This window comes from Hydrogenophaga electricum (assembly GCF_030160815.1).
Taxonomy (GTDB): domain Bacteria; phylum Pseudomonadota; class Gammaproteobacteria; order Burkholderiales; family Burkholderiaceae_C; genus Hydrogenophaga; species Hydrogenophaga electricum.
Genome location: NZ_BSPB01000016.1, coordinates 25,449 through 50,230 on the forward strand (window position 1 = coordinate 25,449; position 24,782 = coordinate 50,230).

18 protein-coding genes are annotated in these 24,782 nt (G+C 68.7%); 16 read left to right on the top strand and 2 right to left on the bottom strand.

The window, feature by feature from the left end; genetic code table 11:
- Positions 1-95 precede the first annotated feature (95 nt).
- The 14 genes from QQK43_RS11465 to QQK43_RS11530 all read left to right on the top strand — a co-directional run bounded on the left by QQK43_RS11465 (position 96) and on the right by QQK43_RS11530 (position 16,850).
- Positions 96-2,792: a winged helix-turn-helix domain-containing protein gene (locus tag QQK43_RS11465; RefSeq protein ID WP_284307879.1), complete on the top strand. Its 2,697-nt coding sequence runs from the start codon at positions 96-98 to the stop codon at positions 2,790-2,792.
- 151 nt (positions 2,793-2,943) lie between these two features.
- Positions 2,944-4,044 carry a TRAP transporter substrate-binding protein DctP gene (gene dctP, locus QQK43_RS11470; protein ID WP_234266070.1) on the top strand — a complete coding sequence of 367 codons (1,101 nt, stop codon included), beginning with the start codon at positions 2,944-2,946 and terminating at the stop codon, positions 4,042-4,044.
- A 147-nt stretch (positions 4,045-4,191) separates the two neighbouring features.
- Positions 4,192-5,502: a TRAP transporter large permease gene (locus QQK43_RS11475; protein ID WP_284307880.1), complete on the top strand. Its 1,311-nt coding sequence runs from the start codon at positions 4,192-4,194 to the stop codon at positions 5,500-5,502.
- A 13-nt stretch (positions 5,503-5,515) separates the two neighbouring features.
- Positions 5,516-6,055 (top strand): TRAP transporter small permease, encoded by a 540-nt coding sequence (locus tag QQK43_RS11480; RefSeq protein WP_284307881.1) that lies wholly within the window; start codon positions 5,516-5,518, stop codon positions 6,053-6,055.
- 12 nt (positions 6,056-6,067) lie between these two features.
- Entirely contained in the window at positions 6,068-7,096 is a 1,029-nt protein-coding gene (locus QQK43_RS11485; RefSeq protein WP_284307882.1) for a phosphotransferase family protein, read from the top strand.
- Between the two features lie 14 nt (positions 7,097-7,110).
- Positions 7,111-8,358: an acyl-CoA dehydrogenase family protein gene (locus QQK43_RS11490; protein ID WP_234266074.1), complete on the top strand. Its 1,248-nt coding sequence runs from the start codon at positions 7,111-7,113 to the stop codon at positions 8,356-8,358.
- Between the two features lie 10 nt (positions 8,359-8,368).
- The gene (locus QQK43_RS11495; protein ID WP_234266075.1) at positions 8,369-9,172 is read left to right on the top strand and encodes an enoyl-CoA hydratase/isomerase family protein; all 804 of its coding nucleotides are present in this window, start codon (positions 8,369-8,371) and stop codon (positions 9,170-9,172) included.
- A gap of 35 nt (positions 9,173-9,207) precedes the next feature.
- Positions 9,208-10,218, top strand: a complete 1,011-nt coding sequence (locus tag QQK43_RS11500) for an NAD(P)H-dependent flavin oxidoreductase (RefSeq protein ID WP_284307883.1) — start codon at positions 9,208-9,210, stop codon at positions 10,216-10,218.
- Positions 10,219-10,231: 13 nt separating this feature from the next.
- Positions 10,232-11,851, top strand: a complete 1,620-nt coding sequence (locus QQK43_RS11505) for a class I adenylate-forming enzyme family protein (RefSeq protein ID WP_284307884.1) — start codon at positions 10,232-10,234, stop codon at positions 11,849-11,851.
- Positions 11,848-12,660, top strand: a complete 813-nt coding sequence (locus tag QQK43_RS11510) for an enoyl-CoA hydratase/isomerase family protein (RefSeq protein ID WP_234266078.1) — start codon at positions 11,848-11,850, stop codon at positions 12,658-12,660. Before QQK43_RS11505 ends, QQK43_RS11510 begins: the two co-directional genes overlap by 4 nt.
- Before the next feature lie 150 nt (positions 12,661-12,810).
- Positions 12,811-13,938, top strand: a complete 1,128-nt coding sequence (locus tag QQK43_RS11515) for a CaiB/BaiF CoA transferase family protein (RefSeq protein WP_284307885.1) — start codon at positions 12,811-12,813, stop codon at positions 13,936-13,938.
- A gap of 26 nt (positions 13,939-13,964) precedes the next feature.
- Entirely contained in the window at positions 13,965-15,113 is a 1,149-nt protein-coding gene (locus QQK43_RS11520) for an acyl-CoA dehydrogenase family protein (RefSeq protein WP_284307886.1), read from the top strand.
- A 26-nt stretch (positions 15,114-15,139) separates the two neighbouring features.
- Complete coding sequence (locus tag QQK43_RS11525) at positions 15,140-15,937, top strand: enoyl-CoA hydratase/isomerase family protein (protein WP_284307887.1); 798 nt, start codon at positions 15,140-15,142, stop codon at positions 15,935-15,937.
- A gap of 22 nt (positions 15,938-15,959) precedes the next feature.
- Complete coding sequence (locus QQK43_RS11530; RefSeq protein WP_284307888.1) at positions 15,960-16,850, top strand: SDR family oxidoreductase; 891 nt, start codon at positions 15,960-15,962, stop codon at positions 16,848-16,850.
- 9 nt (positions 16,851-16,859) lie between these two features.
- Here QQK43_RS11530 and QQK43_RS11535 read toward each other — a convergent pair whose 3' ends face one another.
- A complete protein-coding gene (locus QQK43_RS11535; protein ID WP_284307889.1) occupies positions 16,860-19,553 on the bottom strand; it encodes a winged helix-turn-helix domain-containing protein in 2,694 nt (897 codons plus the stop codon).
- 224 nt (positions 19,554-19,777) lie between these two features.
- Here QQK43_RS11535 and fadB point away from each other — a divergent pair, with 224 nt between their 5' ends.
- Positions 19,778-21,943, top strand: a complete 2,166-nt coding sequence (fadB, locus tag QQK43_RS11540; protein ID WP_284307891.1) for a fatty acid oxidation complex subunit alpha FadB — start codon at positions 19,778-19,780, stop codon at positions 21,941-21,943.
- 20 nt (positions 21,944-21,963) lie between these two features.
- Positions 21,964-22,746: an SDR family NAD(P)-dependent oxidoreductase gene (locus QQK43_RS11545; RefSeq protein ID WP_234266085.1), complete on the top strand. Its 783-nt coding sequence runs from the start codon at positions 21,964-21,966 to the stop codon at positions 22,744-22,746.
- A gap of 102 nt (positions 22,747-22,848) precedes the next feature.
- On the opposite strand, the gene QQK43_RS11550 is transcribed toward QQK43_RS11545, so the two are convergent.
- On the bottom strand, positions 22,849-24,759 hold the full coding sequence (locus tag QQK43_RS11550; RefSeq protein WP_284307892.1) for an FAD-dependent monooxygenase: 1,911 nt from the start codon (positions 24,757-24,759) through the stop codon (positions 22,849-22,851).
- Between the last annotated feature and the right edge of the window lie 23 nt (positions 24,760-24,782).

Below are 24,782 nucleotides of genomic sequence, written 5' to 3' on the forward strand. Positions count from 1 at the left end.
CGGAACGGACGAATGCCCGTCGGGCCCGTCGGGCCGGTGACCGTGGCGGACGGCCTGACGTGGCACCATGTCGGCCTTATGGAGACCGGTACCGCATGAACCCTGTCGAGACGCCCGCAACGCTGCCCAGGCTGGAGCCGGGCAGCATCGAGCGTACCCAGTTGTTGGCCCGGCTGTCCGAGGCCCGCCACAAGCCCTGCGTGCTGATCCTGGGGCCGGCCGGCTCGGGAAAAACCACGCTGGCGCTGCAATGGCGTGCCCAGGCGCTGGCCTACGGGCACGATTTCGCCTGGATGACCGTGGTGCCCGGCGACGACGCGCAGGCCATGCTCGATGCGCTGTTTGCCGCGCTCGACCGGGTGGACCCCGAGATCGCGCGCGAGGCGCACTTCATCTACAACCGCGATGGCGAATTGCGCTCGCCCGACCCGATCGCCATCGCCGTGCTGCGGGGCCTGATGCGGCGCAGCCGCGCACTGGTGCTGCTGATCGACGACTACCAGAACGTGTCCGACGCGCGCGCGCACACGCTGTTGCAGACTTGGCTGGACTTTGCGCCGCCGCATTTCCACCTCGTCCTGGTCTCGCGCAGCGTGCCGCCGCTGTCGCTTTCGCGCCTGCGCGACAAGGACGCCGTGATGGAGCTGGGCTTTGCCGACCTGCGTTTCGCCCTGGACGAGGTGCGGGCCTTTGCGCACAGCCGTCACATGGGCAGCCCGGACCGCGACGCACGGCGCCTGCACGACATCACCGACGGCTGGATCGCGGGTCTGCAACTGGTGGCGCTCGACATCCAGCGCCAGCCCGAGCGCCTGGGGCGCGCCGTGCCGGTGCAGAACCCGCACGACTTCACCGCGTACTTCAACCGCGAGGTGCTCTCGCAGCTCGACCTGCGCGAACTGGATGCGATGACCTGCCTCGCGGCGGCACGCGGTTTCAATCTGGCCCTGGTGCGCGATCTGCTGGGAGACGAACAGGGGCCCGCCTTGCTGGAGCGCATGCGGCGCGAACACCTGTTTCTCATGCCGATGGATGGCATGGAGCGCCAAGGCTGGTTCCGTTTCCACCCGCTGTTTCGCGACCTGCTGCTGGAACGCCTGGAGCGCATGCCCGATGCGCAGCGGCGCCAGACCCATTCCGTGTTGAGCCAGTGGTTCGGCCGCCGCAAGCACCTGCGGGAAGCCGTGCACCACGGGGTGGCCAGTGGCGACCTGGTGCAGGCCGCCGACTGGCTGGATCGCTGGGCACGCGAGCTGTTTCTCAACGGCGAGCTGCAGCGGCTGGTGCGCGCGGTCTCCGAGTTGCCCCGCGCCATCCTGCGCGAGCGCGGCTCCCTGCTGCTCTGGCTGGGCTGGTCCCAACTGTGTTATCGACAGTTTGCGGCTTGCCACGACAGCCTCGCCGCGTTGAAGGACCGGATGCGCGGGAACGATCCGGAGGCGCGGGCGCACTGGTCGCTGCTGGCCTTTTCGCTCGCGCTGCAGGAAGACGACATCCCCACGGCCCAGGCGCTGCTGCCGGCAATGCAGGCCATGCGCCAGGGCAGCGACGCGGTGCTGATCGGTGGCCGGCGCAACCTCCTGAGCTGGCTGTTCACGCACGAGGGCGACTTCGAACAGGCGCGCAAGGTCATGCAGGGAGCGGTCCCCAGCCGGGAAGACGGTTCGCCCTTGCTGGATTCCCCGTTCGGCGCGCTGATGAGTCAGGCACTGCGCGGATTTGCCCTGATGCACAGCTGCGACATGCGGCAGGCCGAACCGGCCTTGCGCGACGCGCTGGCCGATGCCGAGCGGGCACTCGGGCCGTACTGCGAAGCCGCCTGCAACGCGGCCGGCTTCCTCAGCGCGGTGCTCTACGAAGTGAACGACATCGATGGCCTGCACCCGTTGCTGGAGCCGCGCTTTGATGCCATCGAGCGAGTGACCCTGCCCGATGCGCTGATCACGGCCGCCGTCGTTCGCTGCCGCCTGCGCCGCCTGGAAGGCAACCCGCTGGAGGCGCTGGAAGGGCTGGACCGGCTGGAGGAACTGGCGCAGCGCCGGGGCCTGGATCGCGCGCTGGGGTTTGCCCTGATCGAGCGGCTGCGCACCGACTTGCACATGGGGCAGATGGCCACGGCGTGGCAGACGCTGCATGCCTTGCAGGCGCTCGCGCGCCGCCATGCCGGAAACGCGGCGCCCGCGAGCCGCCGCGCAGTGGGTCTGGCCGCTTACGGCACCGCGCTGGTGGCGGTGGCCGAACACGATGACCGGGGGGCTCTGGCAGCGCTGGAGCCGGTGTGCGGGCCGGACGATGCCGCCTGGCTGCGGCGCGACCGGGCCAGCGTGCACGGTCTGCGGGCCTTGCTCTGGGCGCGCCTGGGGCAGCACGAACTGGCGATGAACCAGATGGCCTCGGTGCTGCGGGACGCCCAGCGCCAGGGCATGGTGCGCAGCCTGCTGGACCTGGGGGCGGAATGGCTGGCGCTGGCCTTGCGGTGGGCGCAGGAGACGCCCGATGCCGACCCGGTGCTGGTGTTCTACGTGGAGCGCTTGCAGGCCCAGGCGGCGCTGTTCAGGCCCGAAGCGCCGCCGTCGCTGGCACCGCTGAAGGAATCCCTGAGCGAGCGTGAACACGAAATCCTGCGTGCCCTGGCCAACGCCATGTCGAACAAGCGCATCGCGCAGGCGCTGGGCGTGTCGCCCGAAACGGTGAAGTGGCACCTGAAGAATGTCTACGGCAAGCTGGGCGTGACCGGGCGCGATGACGCGGTGGCGCGGGCACGTGATCTGGGCCTGGTGGGGCAGGGCTGAGGGCTTTCCCCACCACCGGGGAATACCCTAGCCACCCGTTGCGGGGGGGGGCGGTTGGCGAGGGGGTGCGGGAACATGGCGTCGCGTTGGGGGCCGGGTGTCGCATCCGGTGGTCCGGCGACGAAAAAGACCCTCACAACAGGAGACAAGCATGTTCAACCGCAGCCTGCGCAAGCCGCGCCTATCCTCCCTCGTCCTGGCCGCCGCCGGCGCCGCCATGGCCGGTTCGGCCGCCGCCGCCGATCTGACGATTTCGGCCGGCCTGCCCAAGGTCCACTTCTGGGTCGGGCAGTACATGGAGCCGTTTGCCAACGCCGTCGAGGCCGCCACGCCGATCCGGTTCAAGCGCTTCTATGCGGGCGAACTGGTGGCCGTGGGCCGCGAGCTGGATGCACTCAAGGGCGGCACCATCGACGTGGCTGCACCGCTGCTCGCGCCGTACCACGAAGGCCGCTTCGCGCTGTCGGACGTGACCCAACTGCCGACCTACAACACCTCCGCCGTGTCGGTCACGAAGGCCTTCCAGAAGCTGCTGGACTCACCGGTCAAGATCAAGGGCGACAAGTCGTTCTACCAGTACGAGATCGCTGACAAGGGCATCCGCGTCTGGCCGCTGGGTGCCACCGCTCCCTACGTCATCTCCACCACCGGCAAAGTCCTGCAGTCGCCGGCCGAGCTCAAGGGCTTGCCGCTGCGCGCCGGTTCGGCGATGCACACCATCGTGCTGCAGCAGCTCGGCGCCACGCCGGTCACCATGCCGGCCTCGCAGGCCTACGAGGCGTTGTCGCGCGGCACCGTCAATGGCCTGGTGCTGTCGGTGGCCGACTGGAAGTCGTACTCCTTCCAGGACCTGATCAAGTACACGGTGACCGGTGTGTCCATCGGTCACTGGGAGAGCTATCTGGCCACCACGGAAGACCAGTGGAACAAACTGCCGGCCGACCAGCGCCAGACCTGGGACCGCATCGCCCGCGAGACGGCGCTGAAGAACGCCGAAGGCATCGACCGGCAGGACGTCGAGGTGCGTGAAGCGGCCGAAAAGAAGGGCAGCAAGTTCGTGCCCATCACCAGCCTGTCGGCCGACATGCAGACCTTCATCGCCAAGGCCTCGGCCAACACCTGGATCCAGTGGATCGAGCAGACCGAGAAGAAGGGGCAGCCGGGCAAGGCCACCGCCAAGCTGTGGGCATCGCTGGTGCAGGCCGAAGGCGGCAAGGTGCCGGACGGCGTGGCGGAATACCTCGCGAAATAAGGCGACCTGCCGCAGCGAAGGGGGCGGCCGGTGGCCGCGCCCCTTTCCCGGTGGCGCGGCAGCGCAACCCGGCCAGGCCGGTTCGCGTTGCCGGAGCACCGATCAGCGCAGGCGCTGCGCTTCCTTCTTTCGCACCATGGAGAAATCATGTCTCAATCCCTGATCCTGTGGGCCGTCGGCGCCTGGTTCACGGTCTTTCTGCTGCTGGGTCAGAACGTGTCCACCGTGCTGCTGGGTGCGGGTGTGGTGGGCGTGTCGCTGTGGATCGGGCCGCGCGTCTTCGACGGCATCATCGGCCCGGACATCTTCTACACGGCCTCGATCTATTCGCTGTCCATCATCCCGCTGTACCTGGTGATGGCGCAGTTGCTGCTGCGCGGTGGCGTGATCGTGGACCTGTTCCGCGTGGCCCACCGGCTGTCGGGCTACAAGCGCTTTCCGCTCGGTGTGGCCACCATCCTCACCGGCGGTTTGCTGGGCGCGGTGTGCGGCTCGGGTTCGGCCAGCGCCGCGGCGCTGGCCACGCTGGCAGGCCCCGAACTGGAGCGCGTGGGGTATTCGCGCCGTTTCGCGATCGGCCTGGCGGCGGTGTCGGGCTCGCTCTCCGCGGTGATTCCGCCCAGCCTGATCGTGATCATTTACGGCTCCATCACCATGGTGCCCATCGGTCACCTGTTCATCGGCCTGATCGGTCCGGGGCTGGTCTGCATGGCGGTCTACATCGTCTGCATCCGCTTCCTGGCCGAGGTCAAGCCCGGCGCGGTCGACGGCGTGCAGATCGAGGAACAGCCGGATCCGGCGCTGTTCCGCCGCAGCGTGCATGCCTTCGTCTTTGTCGTGGTGCTGATGACGGTGGTGTTCGGCGGCATCTACGGCGGCATCATCACGGTGGCCGAAGCGGGCGCGATCGGGGCCTTCACGGCGCTGATCGGCATGGTGGCGATGCGCCGGGTGACGTTGAAGGACATCGCCCTTTCCATGGGCGATTCGGTCAAGGTCACCGCCATGCTGATGATGCTGGTGATCGGCGCCCAGATCATGGCGCGCTTCCTGGCGTTCTCGCGGCTGCCGCGCGAACTGGTGGCGTTGCTCGATCCCATACTGGACCAGCCGATGCTGCTGATCGCCATGATGATGGGGCTCTTCTTCCTGGCCGGGATGATCCTCGAATCGGCGGCCGTGATCGTGCTGCTGGTGCCGATGCTGCTGCCCTTGCTGCAGGCCGCGCAGATCGACCTGTTGTGGTTCGGCGTGATGGCCTCTTTCATGATTTCGCTCGGCCTGCTCACACCGCCGGTGGGGCTGTCGGTCTACGCCGCCTCCAGCGCTACGCGCTTTCCGGTGTCCGAGGTGTTCCGGCCAGCGACCCTGTTTGCGGTCGCGGCCGGGGTGATCGTGACCGCCGCCATGATGCTTTTCCCGGGCCTGGTCACCTGGCTGCCCAGCCACATCCAATGAGGAGCACGACGCCATGAAGTTCTGGACATTCCTGGGGCGCCTCGAAGGGGGCATGGCCTCGATCGGTGCCGGCCTGTGCCTGCTGGCGATGATCGTCATTACCGTGATCAGCGTGGTGGGGCGCTACGTGCTGCACCACGACATCCTGCCCGGCGCCTACAACCTGATCGAACGCGTGGCCTTCCCGCTGATCGTGTTCTGGGCGGCGCCGATGGCGCACCGCGAGGCCACCTTTCCGCGCTTCGACATGCTGGTCAATGCCATGCCTGCGCGGGTGCGCCGGGCGGTCCAGGTGCTGGTCGGTGTGGTGGAACTGGCCATCTATGCGGTGGTGATGTGGTATGTGCTGCGCTTCACCTGGCAGAGCATCGTCGAGGACCGCACCATGCAGGTCGGCGCCGATTTCTGGCCCATGTGGCCGGTGCTGGTGATGATGCCGCTGGCTTTCTTTCTGATGATGCTGGAGATGCTGCGCCTGGTCTGGAAGGACCTGCGGGGCGAGGGCCACCCACCCCCGGCATCCGGCAACGACAACGTCTCTGCGGCGTTCTGACCTTCAAGCGGTATGGCTGTTTCTTCTCCTGAATTTTCGTCCCCGCTGGAAGCCTTTCTGCGCCAGCAGTTGCCCGCCCTGAGCGGTGCCATGCGCCTGCAGAAGATCGGTGGCGGCCAGTCGAATCCGACCTACTTCGTCGATTTCGACAACCGCCGCATGGTGCTGCGCAAGAAGCCCGACGGCGATGTGCTGCCTTCGGCCCATGCGGTGGACCGCGAATACCGGGTCATGCGGGCGCTGGCCGACACCGCCTTGCCGGTGCCGCCGACAGTGCTCTACCACCCCGAGTCCGACGTGATCGGCACCCCGTTCTACCTGATGGAGCGGGTCGAGGGGCGCGTGTTCGCTGACAACGCCTTGCCGGACATGGCGCCGGACGGGCGGCGGGCGATCTACCTGGCGATGGCCGAGACCCTGGCGCAACTGCACCGGATCGACTGGCGGGCCGCCGGCCTGGAAGGCTTTGGCAAGCCGGGGCAGTTCTTCCAGCGCCAGTTGCGCCGCTGGACGCAGCAGTGGGCGTTGTCGAAAACCCGCGAAAACCCGGCCATCGATGCGCTGCTGGTCTGGCTCGCCGACCACCTGCCGGACGACGACCGCACCACGCTCACCCACGGTGATTTCAAGCTCAACAACCTGATGTTCCACCCGACGGAACCGCGCGTGGTGGCGGTGCTCGACTGGGAACTCTCCACCCTCGGCCACCCCCTGGCCGACGTGGCGTTCAACACCGTGGCCTGGCGCACCCTGCCCAGCGAATTCGGTGGCATCCGTGGCCTGGACCTGGCGAGCCTGGGCATCCCGGATGAACACGACTACCTGGCGCACTACTACCGCACGGTGGGGCACGACGGGCAGGCCGAGCCGTTCCACTGGGCGTTTGCGTTCATGCGTTGGGCGGTCATTTTCGAAGGCATTGCCGCGCGCGCCCATCGCGGCAATGCCGTGGCCGATGACGCCGCAGCCGTGGGCGCACTCAGCCTGGCCATGGCCCAACGCGGCCTCGAAGCGATCGACACCCCCGTTCCCCATTTTTGAACCGGAGCCTCCCCTTGGACTTTCAGTATTCCGAAGACAACCTGCAGATGCAGCGCACCCTGCGCCAGTTCATGGACCGCCATGTGCTGCCCCAGAACCGCGAATGGCAACGCCTGGCCGACAGCGGGGTCTATCCCTCGGCGGTGGTCGAGCCGCTGAAGGCGCTCGCGAAAGAGGCAGGCCTGTGGAACCTGTTCCTGCCCGGCCTGCGCGACGACGAACCGGGCACGCGCCTGTCCAACATGGCATACGCGCCGCTGGCCGAGATCATGGGCCGCATTCCCTGGGCCTCGGAGGTGTTCAATTGCAACGCGCCCGACACCGGCAACATGGAGATGCTGCACCTGTGCGCCACGCCCGATCAGCGTGAGCGCTGGCTCGATCCCCTGCTGTCGGGCGAGATCCGTTCCTGCTTCTCGATGACCGAGCCCGACGTGGCTTCTTCGGACGCCACCAACATCCAGACCACGATCCGGCGCGAAGGCGACGAGTACGTGATCAACGGCCGCAAGTGGTTCAGCACCGGCGCCCTGCACCCGCTGTGCCGATTCACGATCGTCATGGGGGTGTCGGACGAGAGCCCCGACGCACCGGCCCACCAGCGGCACTCGATGGTGATCGTGCCCATCGGCACGCCGGGCTTCGAGATCGTGCGCAACGTGGCCATCATGCACCACCACACGCCGGAAGGGCATTGCGAAGTGACCTTCAACAACGTGCGCGTGCCGGTGTCCCACCGGCTGGGCGAGGAGGGCGCCGGCTTCGCGCTGGCGCAGGCCCGGCTGGGGCCGGGGCGGGTGCACCACTGCATGCGTTCGATCGGCCAGTGCGAACTGGCGATGGAACTGATGTGCGAACGCGCGCTGACCCGCAAGGCCTTTGGCAAACACCTGAGTGACTACGCCAACGTGCAGGACTGGATCGCGCATTCGCGGGTCGAGATCGATCAGGCGCGGCTGCTGGTGTTGCGCGCGGCCTGGCTGATGGACACGCACGGCAACAAGGCCGCGCGCATCGACGTGTCGGCCATCAAGCTGGTCGCGGCGCTGCTGCAGACCCGCGTGCTCGACCGCGCCATGCAGGTGTTCGGTGCCATGGGCATCACGCCCGACACACCGCTGTCCTTCCTGTGGACCTGGGGCCGGGCGATGCGCTTCTTCGACGGGCCGGACGAGGTGCACCTGCGCGCCATCGCACGCCATGAGCTGGGCCGTGCGCGCGAGAGCCTGGGGTCGACGGCGGCGTACTACAACCTGGCTTGAGGAGAGCGCAATGGCGTATCCGGACAAGGACACCCGCGGCGAAGCGAGCCTGCTGTACTGGCGCGAAGGCGCGGTGGCACGGCTGCATTTCAACCGCCCGACGGCGCTCAACGCCATCGATGAACCCATGGCCAGGGGCTTCCTGGCAGCCTGTGAGGCCGTGGCGGCCGACCCGCTGGTGCGGGCCGTGCACATCACCGCCGAAGGCAAGGCCTTCATGGCCGGCGGCGATCTGGCCGCCATGCGCAGCGATCCGGTGCCGGTGGCCCAGGCGCTGATCGCGGGCATGCACGGCGGCCTGCGTCTGCTGGCAGACCTGCGGGCACCGGTGGTGGCGAGCGTGCAGGGCGCGGTGTTCGGCGGCGGTCTGGGCCTGATGCTGGGCTGCGACCTCGTGATCGCCGCCGAAGGCACCCGCTTCGGCATCGCCTATCCCCTGATCGGCGCCAGCAGCGACTGCTCGACCTCCTGGGGCCTGGTGCAACTGCTGGGCCTGCGCAAGGCGATGGAACTGGCCCTGCTGGCCGACGTGATCGACGCGCCCGAGGCCCTGCGCCTGGGGCTGGTGAACCGGGTGGTGCCCGCTGCGGACCTGCAGGCCGAGGGCGAGCGCCTGGTGCAGCGGCTGGCTCAAGGGCCGACGCAGGCGCTGGGCCAGCTCAAGCGCCTGCTGCGCGCCGCCACGCACAACGATCTCGGGACCCAGCTCGACGCCGAGGCAGCGGCTTTCCTGTCCTGCGCCCGCACGGCCGATTTCGCGGAGGGCGTGGGCGCCTTCCTGGACAAACGCGCACCGACTTTCAACGGCCACTGAACAGCGCCGTCTTGTGAACCTGGAGAACTGAAGCCATGAAAACCCGAATCACCGAACTGCTGGGCATCCGTTACCCCATCATCCAGGGCGGTATGCAGTGGGTCGGCACGGCCGAGCTGGCTTCCGCCGTGTCCAACGCGGGCGGCCTGGGCGTGCTCACGGCGCTGACCCAGCCCGACCCGCAGGCGCTGGCGCGCGAGATCGACCGCTGCCGCGGCATGACCGACCAGCCGTTCGGCGTCAACCTGACCATCCTGCCGTCGGTCAAGCCGCCGCCGTACGCCGAGTACCTGGACGTGGTGATCGAACGCGGCGTGAAGGTGGTCGAGACGGCGGGCAACAGCCCGAAGGCGTTCATCGAGAAGCTCAAGCGCCATGGGGTGCGCATCGTGCACAAATGCACCAGCGTGCGCCACGCGCTGTCGGCGGAGCGCAATGGCGTGGATGCGGTGAGCATCGACGGCTTCGAGTGTGCCGGCCATCCGGGCGAGGACGATGTGGCGGGGCTGGTGCTGATCCCGCTGGCCACGCGCGCCTTGCGAATTCCGGTGGTGGCGTCGGGCGGCATCGCCGACGGCCGTGGCATGGCCGCGGCCATGGCCCTGGGCGCCGAGGGCGTCAACATGGGTACGCGCTTCTGCGCCACGCAGGAGGCACCGATCCACGAGCGGATCAAGCAGGCGCTGGTCGGTGCCAGCGAACGCGACACCCAGCTGATCTTCCGCACCCTGCACAACACAGGCCGCGTGTTGAAGAACGCGGTGTCGGACGAGGTGGTGGCCACCGAACGGCGACCCGGCGGCTGCGAGTTCAGCGACATCCAGCCGCTGGTGGCGGGCGCCCGGGGGCGCCAGGCGCTGAGCAGCGGCGAAGTGGATGCCGGTCTGGTCTGGGCCGGTCAGGTGGTGGGCCTGATCGACGACATACCGAGCTGTGCCGACCTGTTGCAGCGCATGGTCGCCGAATGCCGCGCCAGCCTGGCGCAGGCCCTGGCGGCTTGCGGCGAAGACACGCGCACCGGGCGGCCGGTGGTCTGTGCGCAATGAGGGAGCGGCATCCATGAAGACACGACTGGAAACCCATTTTCACGACCGCGTCGTGCGCTGTTTTGCGCAGCGCCCGGGCGATGTGAACCAGATGTGGCGCGCGGCGGCGCGCCTGCAGCTGCAGGCCGAGGCCGTGGTCTGCGGTGGGCGGCGCCTCGACTGGGCCGAGCTGGAAACGCAGGTGATGCGGGCGGCCGCGGGCCTGATCGCCCTGGGCGTGTCGCCCGGCGACCGGGTGGCCTTGCTGCTGGGCAATGACGTGGAGTTCGTGGTGTCGGCGCTGGCGGTGCAGGCCGCCGGTGCGGTGCTGGTGCCGCTGAGCATCCGTGACCAGACTCCGGGCCTGGCCTATATCCTTGCGCATTGCGGCGCCTCGGTGCTGATTTCGGAGGCGGCGTTGCGCGACCGCTGGCCGGCACCGGCCGACACGCCGGCGTTGAAGCACCGGGTGCTGGTCGGCGCACCGGCGGACGAGGCGCAGTCGTTCGAACGGCTGCTGCTGTCGCACGAGCCGCTGTCGGCATGCGTGCCCGTGGAGGAAGACGGCGTCGCGATCATCATGTACACCTCGGGCACCACGGGATTTCCCAAGGGCGCGATGCTCACGCACCTGAACATCGTGCACTCGGTGCTTCACTACGCCCAGGCGCTGTCGCTGCCGACCGGCGTGCGCGGCGCGGTGGTGGTGCCGCTGAGCCATGTCACGGGGCTGGTCGGCCTGATGATGGTCACGCTGGGCCTGGGGGGCACCCTGCTCATCCAGCCGGCCTTCAAGGCGGCGGACTTCCTGCGTTTCGCTGCGAGCGAGCGCATGGGGTTCACGATCATGGTGCCGGCGATGTACAACCTCTGCCTGCTGCAGGACGACTTCGCGTCGCACGACCTGTCCGCCTGGCAGGTGGGGGGCTACGGCGGTGCGCCCATGCCGCCGGCTGCCATCGACAGGCTGGCGCGGCTGCTGCCGGCGCTGCGCCTGTCGAACTGCTATGGCGCCACCGAAACCGCATCGCCGGCGACCATCATGCCGCCCCAGCTCACCCGCGACCATCTCGACAGCGTGGGCCTGCCGCTGCCGTGTGCCGAGGTCGCGGTGATGGACGAGCAGGGCGTCGAACTGCCGCGTGGCGAGGTGGGGGAACTCTGGCTCAAGGGGCCGATGGTGGTCAAGGGTTATTGGGACAACCCGGCTGCGACCGCCGAGAACTTCCTGGGTGGCTTCTGGCGCAGCGGCGACATCGGCAGCGTGGACGCCGAGGGGTTCGTGCGCGTGCTCGATCGCCGCAAGGACATGCTCAACCGCGGTGGTTACAAGATCTTCAGCGTCGAGGTGGAAAACACCCTGTGCCAGCACCCCGACGTGATGGAGGCGGCCGTGGTGGCGAAGTCCTGTCCGGTGCTGGGCGAGCGGGTGCATGTGTTCGTCTCGGCGCGCGAAGGCCGTTCGCTGGACGCGGCGGCCTTGCGCGCGTTCTGCGCCGAACGCCTGTCCGACTACAAGGTGCCCGAGAGCTACACCCTGTGTGCCGATCCCTTGCCCCGCAACGCCAACGGCAAGCTGCTCAAGCGCGAACTGCGCGAACGCCTGCTGGCCGAGGTCGAGCGCGCCCAGGCGGCGCAGGAGGCCCGCGCATGAACGGCGTTGACGAACCCGTTCGGGTCGAGCGGCCACAGGCCGGGCTGTGTGTGCTGCGCCTGAACCGGCCGGGCCGGCTCAATGCGATGGACGTGCCGGCGCTGCAGCATTTCCACCGGGTGCTGGACGAGGTGCTGGGTGACCGCAGCGTGCGGGTCATCGTGCTGGCGGCCGAAGGCCCGGGATTCTGCGCCGGCCTGGATCTCAAATCGGTGCTGGACGACGACGGCAGCTCGCGCCTCGACGTCGGCAGTGGCTACGAGTTGCAGCTGTGTTTTGCGGGCCTGATCCAGCGGCTGCGCGCCACCGACGCCACGGTGATCGCCGCCGTGCAGGGCGTGGCGGTCGGCGCCGGCATGGCGCTCACGCTGGCGGCCGACATCCGCATCGCCTCGACCCAGGCCGCGTTTCACGTGGGCGCCGTGCGCATCGGCATCACCGCCGGCGAGTGCGGCATCAGCTACCACCTGCCCCGGCTGATCGGCGCTTCGCGGGCGTTTGAGCTGATGCTCACCGGGCGCCCGGTGTCGGCCGGTGAGGCGCTGCAGATTGGTCTGGTGGCCGACGTGGTGGCGCCAGACGACCTGCACGCCCGTGTCATCACCTGCGCGCAAGCGGTGCTGGCCAACAGCCCCTACGCCACGGCCCACACCAAGCGCCTGATGTGGAGCAACCTCGATGCAGGCAGCCTCGACGCCGCCATCGAGCTGGAAAACCACACCCAGGTCCTCGGGCTGATGACCCAGGACTTCGCCGAGGCCGCCAAGGCCTTTGTCGAGAAGCGAAAACCGGTCTTCACCGGGCGCTGATTCCCCCGGGGCCACCGCGCCGAGGTGGCCACCTCCGGCAGGGCCGTCGTCAGCCGTCCGGATTTCGTCGGATTGGACGATGCCAGCCACGCGGGTGCGCGCCACCATCTGTCTGTCCCGCCGCTGGGTGCGGGAAGCAGGAGCAGGCAGATGGCGGGACCCTTGGCGGGATTGAAGGTGATCGAAATGGCGGGCATCGGCCCGGGGCCTTTCTGCGCCATGGTGCTGTCCGACCTGGGGGCCGACGTGGTGCGCATCGTGCGCCCCGGAACGCCGCTGGATCCGAACGACGTGCTGGCCCGCGGCCGCACGGTCCTGGCGCTGGATCTGCGCCGCCCGGACGCGGTGGACGAGGTGCTGGCCCTGGTGGCGCAGGCCGATGTGCTGATCGAGGGCTTTCGCCCCGGCGTCATGGAACGCCTGGGCTTGGGGCCATCGGTCTGCATGGCGCGCCAGCCGAGGCTGGTCTACGGTCGCATGACCGGCTGGGGGCAACACGGCCCGCTGTCGCACGCGGCCGGCCACGACATCAACTACATCGCCATCTCGGGCGCCCTGCATGCCGTGGGCCGGTCCGGTGATTCCCCGCTGCCGCCCCTGAACTATGTGGGCGATTTCGGTGGCGGGGCGATGCTGCTGGCGGTCGGCATTCTCAGCGCGCTCCATGAGACCGCCCGGTCGGGACAGGGGCAGGTGGTGGACGCCGCCATGACCGATGGCGCGGCCCTGATGTCGGCCATGATGTACGGCATGAAGGCGGCGGGCCAGTGGAGCAACCAGCGGGGTGAAAACCTGCTCGACGGCGGCGCCTTTTTCTACGACACCTATGCCTGCGCCGATGGGCGCTACGTGGCGGTGGGCGCCATCGAACCCCAGTTCTATGCCCTGCTGCGCGAGCGCTGCTGCATTGCCGACGATCCGGCATTCGACCCGCAGATGGACCCGAGCAGCTGGCCGCTGCTCAAGCTGCGTCTGGCCGAGGTGTTTCGCACCCGCACGCGCGATGCCTGGTGCGCGTTGCTGGAAGGCTGTGACGCCTGTTTCGCGCCCGTGCTGGACTGGGACGAGGCGCCGACGCACCCGCACAACCGCGCGCGCCAGACCTTCGTCGAACTCGACGGCGTGGTCCAGCCCGCACCCGCCCCCCGTTTCCAGCGCACGCCCGCGGCCGTGCCCCGCAGCAGCGTGATCGCCACGATCGACGCGGTACGCCGCCGCTGGCAGGCGGGGGCGGGCGCGGAATCCGCGACCGTTCCTGCCACCCATCCCGTGGCCTGATCCGCCCATCTGCGCCGAACCCTTCCATGGCTCTGAACTTTGCACGCTCCTGGAGCGACCCCGATCTCGACCAGTACCGCGACACCGTGGTGCGCTTCATCGAAAACGAAATGCTGCCCGGCGACGAGGCGGCGCGCCAGCGTGGCCACGTGGGGCATGAGCTGTGGCGCAAGGCCGGCGAAACCGGCTTGCTCTGCACCGACCTGCCCGAACAGTGGGGCGGTGCCGGCGGTGATTTCCGCCATGAAGCGGTGTTCTACGAAGAAATGGCGCGCCGCAGTCTCAACGGCATGAACGCGTCGGTGCACACCATCGTGGCGCACTACCTGCTCAACCACGGCACCGACGAACAGCGCCGCCGCTACCTGCCGCGGCTGGTGAGTGGTGAGTGTGTCGGCGCCATCGCCATGACCGAGCCGGGTGCCGGCTCCGACCTGCAGGGCATCCGAACCCGCGCCGAACGCTCGGGCGATGGCTACCGCATCAACGGCTCCAAGACCTTCATCTCCAACGGCTATCTGGCCGGTCTGGTGCTGGTGGTCGCCAAGACCGATCCCACCCTGGGCGCGCGGGGCACGTCGATCTTCATCGTCGAGACGGCCGACTGCCCCGGCTACCGCGTGGGGCGGGTGCTCGACAAGATGGGCCTCAAGGCGCAGGACACCTCCGAGCTGTTCTTCGATGACGTGCAGGTGCCTGCGGACCAGTTGCTGGGCGGCCGCGAAGGCCAGGGCTTCTTCCAGCTCATGGCCGATCTGCCCTACGAGCGCCTGATCATCGGCGTGACCGCGCTGGCGGCCATGGAAGGCGCCTACGAGGCCACGCTGGCCTATGTGCGCGATCGCCAGGCCTTTGGTCAGGCCGTGGCCAATTTCCAGAACACCCGCTTCAAGCTGGCCGAGATCGCGACCGAGATCCGCGTGGGCCGCGCCTTCATCGACCGTTGTGTCGAAGACCTGGTGGCAGGCCGGCTCGACACCGCAACCGCCTCCATGGCCAAGCTCTGGGGCTCGGAAGCGCAGGGGCGGGTGGTCGATGCCTGCGTGCAACTGTTTGGCGGCTATGGCTACATGAACGAGTACCTGGTGGCGCGGCTGTATACCGACGCACGCATCCAGCGCATCTACGGCGGCACCAGCGAAATCATGAAGGAAGTGATCGCCCGTGCGCTTTGAACGGGCCCATTACCCAGGAGACCAGCATGCCTGATGGCGACGTGCTTCAGATCGAGGAGGCGGGCGGCATCGCCCGCGTCACGCTCAACCGGCCCCAGCGCCTCAACGCGCTCAACCCCGCGCTGGCCACGGCGCTGCGCGACCACTTCCAGGGCCTGCAGCGCCGCCTCGATCTGCGCGTGGTGATCCTGCAAGCGGCGGGTGCGCAGTTCTGCGCCGGGCTCGACCTCAAGGAGCAGGCCCCTGGCGATGCCCTGGGCGCCGAAGCCATGATGGCCGTGCAGCACAGCATCCGCGACATCATGATCGCCATGCGCCGCTGTCCGCAGCCGGTGATCGGCGTGATCCAGGGCGCGGCCAGCGGTGGGGGCTTTGCCCTGGCGCTGGCGTGCGACGTGCGGCTGGCCACGCCCGACGCGCGCATGAACGCCTCGTTCATCCGCATCGGCCTCACCGGTTGCGACATGGGTGTGAGCTATTTTCTGCCTCGCATGGTGGGCAGTTCGGTGGCCGCCGAATATCTGCTGACGGGCCGCTTCATGACCGCGCAACGCGCGCTCGCCCTGGGCCTGTTCAGCCAGGTGGGCGCGCTGGACGCGATGCAGGCCGAGGCGCAGGCGCTGGCCGACGACATGCTGCGCTGCACCCCGCTGGGTCTGCGCCTGACCAAGGAAGGCCTGGGCCATGCCATCGACGCGGGCGGGCTGGAGGCCGTGATCGCCATGGAAGACCGCCAGCAGGTGCTGTGCACCCAGAGCGGCGATTTCCACGAAGGCATGGCCGCGTTCCTTGAAAAGCGGGAGCCCCGGTACCGCAACGTCTGATGACCACAACGAAGACAACACCATGACCCTTGATGACCTGATCTACAAACCCGGCCTCCTGAATGGCGAACGCATCCTGGTCACCGGTGGCGGCACCGGTCTGGGCCGGGTCATGAGCGAAGCCCTGCTCATGCTCGGCGCCACGGTCTACATCTGTGGCCGGCGCGGCCCGGTGGTCGAACAGACCGCGCAGGAACTCATGGCCGCGCATGGCGGGCGCGTCGTGCCGCTGGTCTGCGACATCCGCGACGACGCCAGCATCCTCGGCCTGCTCGACACCATCTGGGCCGATGGCGGTGCCCTCACCGGCCTGATCAACAACGCCGCCGGCAACTTTGTCAGCCGCACCGAAGACCTCTCGCCGCGCGCCTTCGACGCCATCGCCAACATCGTGTTCCGCGGCAGCTTCTACATGACGCTGGAATGCGGCAAGCGCTGGCTGGCCGAGGGGCGCAAGGCCTCGGTGATCTCCATCCTGACCACCTGGGTCTGGAACGGCTCACCCTTCACGGTGCCATCGGCCATGTCCAAGGCCGGTCTGCACGCCATGACCCAGTCGCTGGCGGTCGAGTGGAGCGGTCGAGGCATCCGCTTCAACGCCATCGCACCGGGCCTGTTCCCGACCGAGGGCATGAGCGCACGGCTGAACCCCCAGGGCGGTGAGCACCAGGTCGAGGGCAACCCCATGGGGCGCAACGGCCGCATGCCCGAACTGGCCAACCTCGCCGTGTTCCTCATGGGGCCGGGCGCCGAGTACATCAACGGCCAGACCATCGCCATCGACGGTGCGCAGTTCCAGGCCACCGGGGGCAATTTCGCCAGTCTGGCGGCGTGGACCGATGCCGACTGGCAGCGCGCGCGCCAGAACATCCAGCGCCGCAACGCTGCCGACCGCGAGCGGCGCAGCGCCTGAGCGCCGCCCTCAGTTCAGCAGGCCGAGGCGGCGGGCGATGGCCACCGCCTGCGTGCGGCTGTGGGCGCCGAGCTTCATGTTGATGTTGCGCAGGTGGGTGCGCACCGTGCTGTCCGAGACATAGAGCTTCTCGGCCATGGCGTTGTTGGAGTAGCCCTCCACCAGCAACTGCAGCACACGCAGTTCCTTGCGCGTGAGCGGTTCCAGCACGCCGCCGGGCAGGTCTCCGGGCAGTTCGGTCTCGGCCGGCAGGGGGCCGAAAGCCTGCAGCAGCCGCTGCAGGTAGTCCCCCAGGAGCGGGTCGCGCGACTGGCCGCTGTCGTGCAGGGCCTGGTAGCGTTGCACCAGGACGCCCACGGCCGGCCCTTCGTCCAGCACCAGCCGCATGAACCCCTCCTGGCTGGCGAACTGCAGGGCCACCCCGACCTGCGCCACCGCCGCCGGCGTGTCGCCGGAGCGCTGCAGGGCCAGCGCGCGCAGCAGGCGCAGCACCAGCAGGCGGCGCTGCCGGTCGGCCCGGCTGGCGGTCTCGATCTGCGCATCGAGCAAGGGCAGGCTGGTCGCCGCATCGCCGTGGGCGACGTGCCAGCGCAGCCGCGCCAGTGCCATGTATTCGATGTCGTGCGCGAGCAGGCGCTGTTGCTGCTCGCGCGCCCACAGGGTCGGGTCGTCCGCCCGCACCAGTTCGTCGTGGGCCGCCGAGGCGTGCCCCTGCAGCATCAGCAGGCGCGCGCGCTCCAGCTTGGCCGCGGCCACCACGCGCGGCAGCTTGCGCTGGTTGCCCAGGTATTCCAGTTCGGTCAGCGCATGGGAGGCAACGTCCACGTCGCCATGGATGTAGGCGATGCGCGAGCGCATGGCATGGCTCAGGATCATGTGGTCTGGCAGTCCCACGTCGCGCGCCAGCGGCAGATAGACATTGAGCAGGTGATCGGCCTGCGCGAGCTGGTTGGCTTCGTAGAGCGCGCTGGTGTAGAGCACGCCGGCCCAGGCGTTGCCATGGGTGTGGTGGTAGTTGACCGCGTGGGTCGCGTCGACCGCCAGCCGGAACCGCGCCGTGGCCTGGCGCAGCCGGCCTTGCTGCAGGTCGACCAGGCCTTCGGTGGACTCGGTGTACATCCGGTTGAAGGTGCTGCCACCGTCCTGCTCGCGCCGCGCCGCGTCGAGCAGGTGCAGCGCTTCGCGCGGATCGCCCGCGACCGAGCTGATGTAGGCCATCGCGTTGAGCAGGGTGCTGTCGGCGAAATGGTTGCCGGTCGGCAGCCGCTGGAGCGAGGCGCGACCGGCGATCAGAGCTTCGTCGTTGCGGTCCTGCATCGCCATCAGCATCGGCCGCATGCCGTCGGCGTGGGCGCGCAGCAAGGGGTCTTCGCTGCGATCGACGCCGCTGCGCTCCAGCAGCTCCATGGCTTCCCAGGGGCCGCGCGTGAAGCAGGCCGCCCACACCGCGATCATCTGCAGCCGCAAGTGCCCGCGCAGTTGTGCGGCGGGCAGTGTATGGAACCAGCGTGCCAGCAGGCGCATGCGGCCCTGTTCCAGGAAGTCCTCGGCGTTGGCATCGAGCAGTTCCATAGCGTGCGGGAAGTCGCCGCCTTCGATAGCGTGGTCGATGGCCGGCACCGGCCGCTCGCGCGACTCGTACCAGCCCGAAGCCGCCAGGTGCAGCCGCGCCACCTCGTCGGGGCGCTCGCGTTCGAGCTGCGCGCGCAGGTAGCCGGCGAACAGGCTGTGGTAGCGCCAGGTGCGCTGTTCGCCCGCCACCGGCGTGAGAAAAAGGTGGTCGGCGTCGAGCTGTTCCAGCAGGGTGGCGCAGTCGGTGCGCGGATTGAGCGCGGCGCAGACCGAGGCATCGAGCTGCCGCAGCAGGCTGGTGCGCAGCAGGAACTGGCGGATCGGTGCTGGCTGGCGCGCCAGCACCTCTTCGGCCAGGTAGTCGGCCACGGCGCGGTCGGAGCCCGAGAACCGCTCGACGAAATCCGCCACGTTCTCGTGGCGGTCCAGGGCCATCGACGCGAGCCACAGCGCCGCGATCCAGCCTTCGGTCTTCTGGTGCAGGCGGAACAGCTGGTCCGGGTTGAGCGCCTGCGCACGGCGCTGGTCGAAGAACGCGGTCGTGTCTTCCAGGCTGAAGCGCAGCCGGTCGGCCTCGATCTCCGTCAACTGGCCGCGCACCCGCAGCCGTGCCAGCCCGAGCATGGGCAGGTTGCGCGAACCGATGAACAGGCGCCCGCGGCGCGGCAGGTGTTCCGCGATCTCACGCACCAGACCCAGCACGGCGGCCTCGTGCACGGATTCGAATTCGTCCAGGAACAGTGCGAACGGGCTGTCGGCCTGCGCCAGCGCCTGCACCGCGTCGCGGCCAGCATCGGCGTCGTTCAGCCCCAGGCGGTGGACGGCTTCGTCGAGCGCGCTGAGAAAGCGCGAGGTGTCGTTGTCGGCGCGGTCCAGCGTGAGCCAGACCGTGGGCACGCCCTCGCGTTCCAGGCGCTCGCGGGCCTGCACCAGGGCGGTGGTCTTGCCGAATCCCGCCGGTGCGCGCACCAGCACCAACTGGCCCATGCCGTTGCACAGGGCATTGCACAGTTCTGCGCGGGTGACTTGCGACGCGACCGGCGCAGGGGCCTGGAACTTCGTCTCCAGCGCCACGGTGTTGCGCGCACGGAGTGGGGCAGAGGTGCTGTTGACAGGCTCGGGAGCAGACATGGGGCGCATTCTGCGCCGGACCCGCGACGAATCCCCTGGGGTGGCTGTCACCGGTATGTCACCCAGGACGGTCGGTGGTTTTCCGGCAGCCTGCTGGCACGGGGCGTGCGGTTGAACGCCGCCGCTGCGTGGCCGTTTTCGTCGCTTCGGACGATGTGCCCACAGGGTGCGCTTCCTAGACTGGCTTTCGATTCGGCATGGTGCCGAAGAGCGGGAGTTGCCCTGTGTTTCAAGGCCAAAGTGTGTGGGTGCGTGCGCTGGACGAAGCCGGCGTGTACGAGCTGTGTTTCGATCGCCAGGGCGATGCGATCAACAAGTTCGATGACCGCACCGTCGAGGAATTGCGCCAGGCGGTGAACGCGCTGGCCGGTGTGGCGGACCTGCGCGGTGTGCTGATCAGCAGCGCCAAGGAGGTGTTCATCGTCGGCGCGGACATCACCGAGTTCGGTGCCAAGTTCAGCCAGCCGGCCGAGGCGATCAGCGCCGGTGTGGCGCACAGCAACACGGTTTTCGTGGCGCTGGAAGACCTGCCGGTGCCCACGGTCGTGGCCATCAATGGTTTCGCCCTGGGTGGCGGCCTGGAGCTGGCGGTGTCGGGTTCGCTGCGCGTGATGTCGAGCGCGGCGCAGGTGGGGGTACCCGAGGTCAGGCTCGGCCTGTTCCCTGGTTTTGGCGGTACCGTGCGACTGTCGCGCCTGGCCGGTCCGGCGGCCGCCTGCGAATGGGTCACCACCGGGCGGCCACAGACCGCACCCGCCGCGCTGGCCTGTGGCGTGGTGGACGAGGTGGTGGCGCCCGAGGCGCTGCGCGAATCCGCGCTCGGCCTGCTGCGCCGTGCCATCGCGGGCGAGGTGGACTGGGCCGCGCGACAACAGCGCAAGCGCGACCCGGTGCCCCTGTCGGCAGCGGAGCGGACGGCCGTGTTTGAAGCTGCCGTGGCCGCGACCGAGCCGCTCAGTGCCCGCCACCAGCCCGCCGCGCAGCGCGCGGTCGAGATGATGGCCGAGGCGGCAGCGCTCGACCGGGCCGGCGCGCTGGCGCTGGAAGCGCGGGTGTTCGGTGAGGTGGCGTGCACGCAGGCGGCGCGTTCGCTGGTGCAGGCCTTCGTGAACGACCAGGCGCTCAAGAAGCTGTTCAAACGCCATGCCCAAGCCGCCACGCCGGTGCGGCGCGCCGCCGTGCTCGGCGCCGGCATCATGGGGGGCGGCATTGCCTACACGAGTGCCTTGCGCGGCGTGCCGGTGCGCATGAAGGACATCCAGCCGTCCGCGCTGGAACTGGGCATGGGCGAGGCCACCAAACAGCTGGCTCGCGGGGTGAAAAACGGCAAACTCAGCCAGGAGCGCGCCAACGGCGTGCTGGCCGCGATCACGCCGCAGCTCGACAGCGCGGGTTTTGACCAGGTCGATGGCGTGATCGAAGCCATCGTCGAAAACCTGGGGATCAAGCAGAAGGTGCTGGCCGAGCTGGAGGGCCAGCTCGCACCCGGCACCCTGATCGCGTCCAACACCTCCAGCCTGCGCATCGACGACATTGCCCAGCCACTGCAGCGCCCTGAGAATTTTGTCGGCATGCACTTCTTCAACCCGGTGCCCATGATGCCGCTGGTCGAGGTGATCCGCGGCAGCCGCACCAGCGATGCCGCTGTTTCCACCGCCGTGGCTTATGCCGTGGCCATGGGCAAGACGCCCATCGTCGTGAAGGACTGTCCGGGTTTTCTGGTCAACCGGGTGCTCACCGCCTACATGCGCGGCTTTTTGCAGCTCGTGGCCGACGGTGCGGACTTCTTGCAGGTCGACCGTGTCATGGAAGCGTTCGGCTGGCCCATGGGGCCGGCCTATCTCGAAGACGTGGTCGGCATGGACACCGGCAGCCCTGTGAGCGACGTGATCTCGGCCGGCTACCCGGAGCGCATGCCGCGCCTGGAGCGCGATGCGCTGCGCCTCATGGCCAGCGAAGGGCGTTACGGCCAGAAAAACGGCATCGGTTTCTACCGCTACGAAGCGGACGCCCAGGGCAAGCCGCGCCGCTCGATCGCGCCCGACACCCCCGCCTTGCTGGCGCGCCTGCAGCCCGACAGACCGCGGGCCTTCAGCGATGCCGAGATCGTCGACCGCATGATGCTGCCCATGATCGTCGAGGCCGCGCACGCGCTGGAAGACGGCGTGGTCGGCAGCCCGGCCGAACTCGACATGGCGATGCAGCTCGGCCTGGGCTTTCCGGCCTACGCGGGCGGGCCGTTGCAATACGCCGACTGGCTGGGGCTGCCCGAGGTGGTTGCGCGCTGCGATCGCCTCGCCCCCGAACTGGGCGCTGCCCTGCAACCCACGGCGCGCATGCGCGCCATGGCGGCGACCGGCACCGCCTATTACCCCCACCGATCTGCCTGAACCTCTCTGGAGCCCATTCCATGCAACTCAACCACGACATTGCCGCCGTCATCACGGGCGGCGCCTCCGGCCTGGGAGCCGCTACCGCACGCCGCCTCGCGGCCCAAGGCGTCAAGGTCGCCCTGTTTGACCTCAACAGCGAACAGGGCGAAGCGCTGGCCCAGGAACTGGGCGGCGTTTTCTGCCGTGTCGACGTGACCGATGAGGAACAGGTCGACGCCGGTTTCGCGAAGGCCCGCGCGGTCCATGGCCAGGAGCGCATCCTCGTCAACTGCGCCGGCACCGGTAACGCCATCAAGACCGCCAGCCGCGACAAGAGCAGCGGCGAGATCCGCCATTTCCCGCTGGCCAACTTCGACCGCATCATCCAGATCAACCTGGTCGGCAGCTTCCGCTGCATCGCCAAATCGGCGGCCGGCATGCTCACATTGGAGCCGCTGGCCGACGGCGAGCGCGGCGCCATCGTCAATACCGCTTCGGTGGCCGCGCAGGACGGCCAGATGGGGCAGGCGAGCTATGCGGCCAGCAAGGCCGGCGTGGTCGGCATGACCCTGCCCATCGCCCGCGACCTCATGGGCGATGGCATCCGGGTCAACACCATCCTGCCCGGCATCTTCAACACCCCGCTGCTGCAGGCAGCGCCGGACAACGTCAAGGCGGCGCTTGCGGCGTCGGTGCCGTTCCCCAAGCGCCTGGGTGATCCGCTGGAATACGCCCACGCGGCCGAGTTCCTGATCACCAACGAATACATGAACGGGGAGTCCATCCGCCTTGACGGGGCGATCCGGATGGCACCCCGGTGATCAGATGCCCTCCGCCCCACGATGGGGCGGAGGTTCGCGCAGGCCCGGCATGTCCTCGCATGCCGTCGGGCACCGGCCCGGTCGGCCATGCCCGCGCATGGCTCAGCGCAGCACGCCGGCGAAGTAGGCCGACAGTTCGTCGAAGCCGTCCAGCGGCAGCACGTTGGCCACGTACTGGTCGGGGCGCACGACGATGAGGCAGCCGCGTGTGCGGTCGATGCCGCGCAGGGCGTAGATGTCGCCCGCACCCTTGTGGTCGGTGCAGAAGATCTTTTCGTGGTCCTGCAGGCCGAGCTTGCCGGTCTTCGGTTTGAGCAGCGCCGGCATCTGCCCGTAGTCGAGCTGGTCGAAGGTGGGCTGGAAGACGGCGCGCACATCGATGATGGCGTCGATGTCTTCACCCGGGCGGGTGTGCTTCACCACCGGTGAGGCCGGGTGATTCGCCAGCCAGTCGGCGAGGCGGGCCATCGGCGCACCGGGCTGGCCCTGGTCGCCCTGGCCGGCGAAGGCGTAGAGGCGCCAGCGCGCGTCGGCCTCGGCCGCGTGGCCGAGCTGCATCTGCTTGGCGTCCGACAGGCGCACCACGGGCGCCGAATGGAAGCGGCTGCCGATGGCTTCGCCGGTGGCCAGGGCCTGGTGCTTGCCTTCGGCAAACAGGGGCGACGTGTCGTACTTCACCGCCGTGCCGCCGGTGAATTCCAGGTTGGCCTTGAACTGGCGGATGATGCGCGGCTCTTCCTTGCCCTCGCGTTCGGCCTGGGTGGTGGGCGCGGACATGATGCGGGCCCATTCGTGGTCGGTGTCGACCAGGCGTTTGGCCTCGGTCAGGCGCTCCTTGCTGTAGCTGCGCAGCAGGCTGGCGTCGGCCCGGCCCTGCAGCACGTGCACCAGCTTCCAGCCCAGGTTGAAGGTGTCCTGCATGGACACGTTCATGCCCTGGCCGGCCTTGGGCGAGTGGGTGTGGCAGGCGTCACCGGCGGTGAACACGCGCGGCGCGCGGTCGGAGCCTTCGGGCACGTCGTCGAACTTGTCGGTGATGCTGTGGCCGATGTCGTAGATCGACCACCAGACGATCTCCTTCACGTCCAGCGAATAGGGTTTGATGATGCGGTTGGCCGCCGCAATCATGTCGTCCTGCGTGAACTTCTTGCTCGCGGCCTTTTCGCCTTCCTTGAGCTTGTCGAGTTCGACGTACATGCGGAACACGTAGCCGCCTTCGCGCGGCAGGATCAGCACGTTGCCTTCGTTGGCCGACGAGATCAGGCACTTCTGGCGCACATCGGGGAAGTCGGTGTTGGCCAGAATGTCCATCACACCCCAGGCCTGGTGCGCGGCATCCCCGTGCAGCACGCCGCCGATGGCCTTGCGCACGGCCGAATGGGCGCCGTCGCAACCGACCACGTAGTTGGCGCGCACCGTGCGTGTGGCGCCCCAGTTGATGCCGGTCGCGTCCTTGAGCGTGACCGTGACCGGGTGGTCGTCGGTGGTTTCGTCGATGGTCAGGCCCAGGATTTCCCAGCCGTAGTCGGGCGCCAGTCGGGAGGGCGAATTCGCCATCACTTCCAGAAACAGCTCGTGCAGCCGGGCCTGGTTGATCAGGATGTGCGGCATTTCCGAGCTGTCGTCGGCCACGTCCTGCACGCGGCCCACGCGCTGGATGTGCGCGGGGTTGGCCGGGTCGGGCATCCAGAACGCGGTCTGGTTGACCCAGTAGGTCTCGCGCTTGACCTTGTCGGCGAAACCGAAGGCCTGGAACATTTCCATGGTGCGCGTGTTGATGCCGTCGGCCTTGCCCTTGATGATGTTGGTGGGCATGCGCTCGACGATCATCGTGTCGATCTCGGGGAACTGCGCCAGTTGCGCGGCCAGGCACAGGCCGGCCGGGCCGGTGCCGGCGATCAGCACGTCCACCTTCTCGGGCAGCGGCTCGTTGACACCCCGGTTGCGCCGGTTGGGGGCCGCCTGCTTGATGTCGGGGTTGCCGCCGCGAAAACCGTCTTTGTAGAACTGCATGGGGTGTCTCCTGGGTTGATGGG

Bases quoted from the DNA above. Each gene is read 5' to 3' on its own strand.
- QQK43_RS11465 (WP_284307879.1), top strand. From the start codon at position 96: ATGAACCCTGTCGAGACGCCCGCAACGCTGCCCAGGCTGGAGCCGGGC.
- dctP (WP_234266070.1), top strand. From the start codon at position 2,944: ATGTTCAACCGCAGCCTGCGCAAGCCGCGCCTATCCTCCCTCGTCCTG.
- QQK43_RS11475 (WP_284307880.1), top strand. From the start codon at position 4,192: ATGTCTCAATCCCTGATCCTGTGGGCCGTCGGCGCCTGGTTCACGGTC.
- QQK43_RS11480 (WP_284307881.1), top strand. From the start codon at position 5,516: ATGAAGTTCTGGACATTCCTGGGGCGCCTCGAAGGGGGCATGGCCTCG.
- QQK43_RS11485 (WP_284307882.1), top strand. From the start codon at position 6,068: ATGGCTGTTTCTTCTCCTGAATTTTCGTCCCCGCTGGAAGCCTTTCTG.
- QQK43_RS11495 (WP_234266075.1), top strand. From the start codon at position 8,369: ATGGCGTATCCGGACAAGGACACCCGCGGCGAAGCGAGCCTGCTGTAC.
- QQK43_RS11500 (WP_284307883.1), top strand. From the start codon at position 9,208: ATGAAAACCCGAATCACCGAACTGCTGGGCATCCGTTACCCCATCATC.
- QQK43_RS11505 (WP_284307884.1), top strand. From the start codon at position 10,232: ATGAAGACACGACTGGAAACCCATTTTCACGACCGCGTCGTGCGCTGT.
- QQK43_RS11510 (WP_234266078.1), top strand. From the start codon at position 11,848: ATGAACGGCGTTGACGAACCCGTTCGGGTCGAGCGGCCACAGGCCGGG.
- QQK43_RS11515 (WP_284307885.1), top strand. From the start codon at position 12,811: ATGGCGGGACCCTTGGCGGGATTGAAGGTGATCGAAATGGCGGGCATC.
- QQK43_RS11520 (WP_284307886.1), top strand. From the start codon at position 13,965: ATGGCTCTGAACTTTGCACGCTCCTGGAGCGACCCCGATCTCGACCAG.
- QQK43_RS11525 (WP_284307887.1), top strand. From the start codon at position 15,140: ATGCCTGATGGCGACGTGCTTCAGATCGAGGAGGCGGGCGGCATCGCC.
- QQK43_RS11530 (WP_284307888.1), top strand. From the start codon at position 15,960: ATGACCCTTGATGACCTGATCTACAAACCCGGCCTCCTGAATGGCGAA.
- QQK43_RS11535 (WP_284307889.1), bottom strand. From the start codon at position 19,553: ATGTCTGCTCCCGAGCCTGTCAACAGCACCTCTGCCCCACTCCGTGCG.
- QQK43_RS11545 (WP_234266085.1), top strand. From the start codon at position 21,964: ATGCAACTCAACCACGACATTGCCGCCGTCATCACGGGCGGCGCCTCC.
- QQK43_RS11550 (WP_284307892.1), bottom strand. From the start codon at position 24,759: ATGCAGTTCTACAAAGACGGTTTTCGCGGCGGCAACCCCGACATCAAG.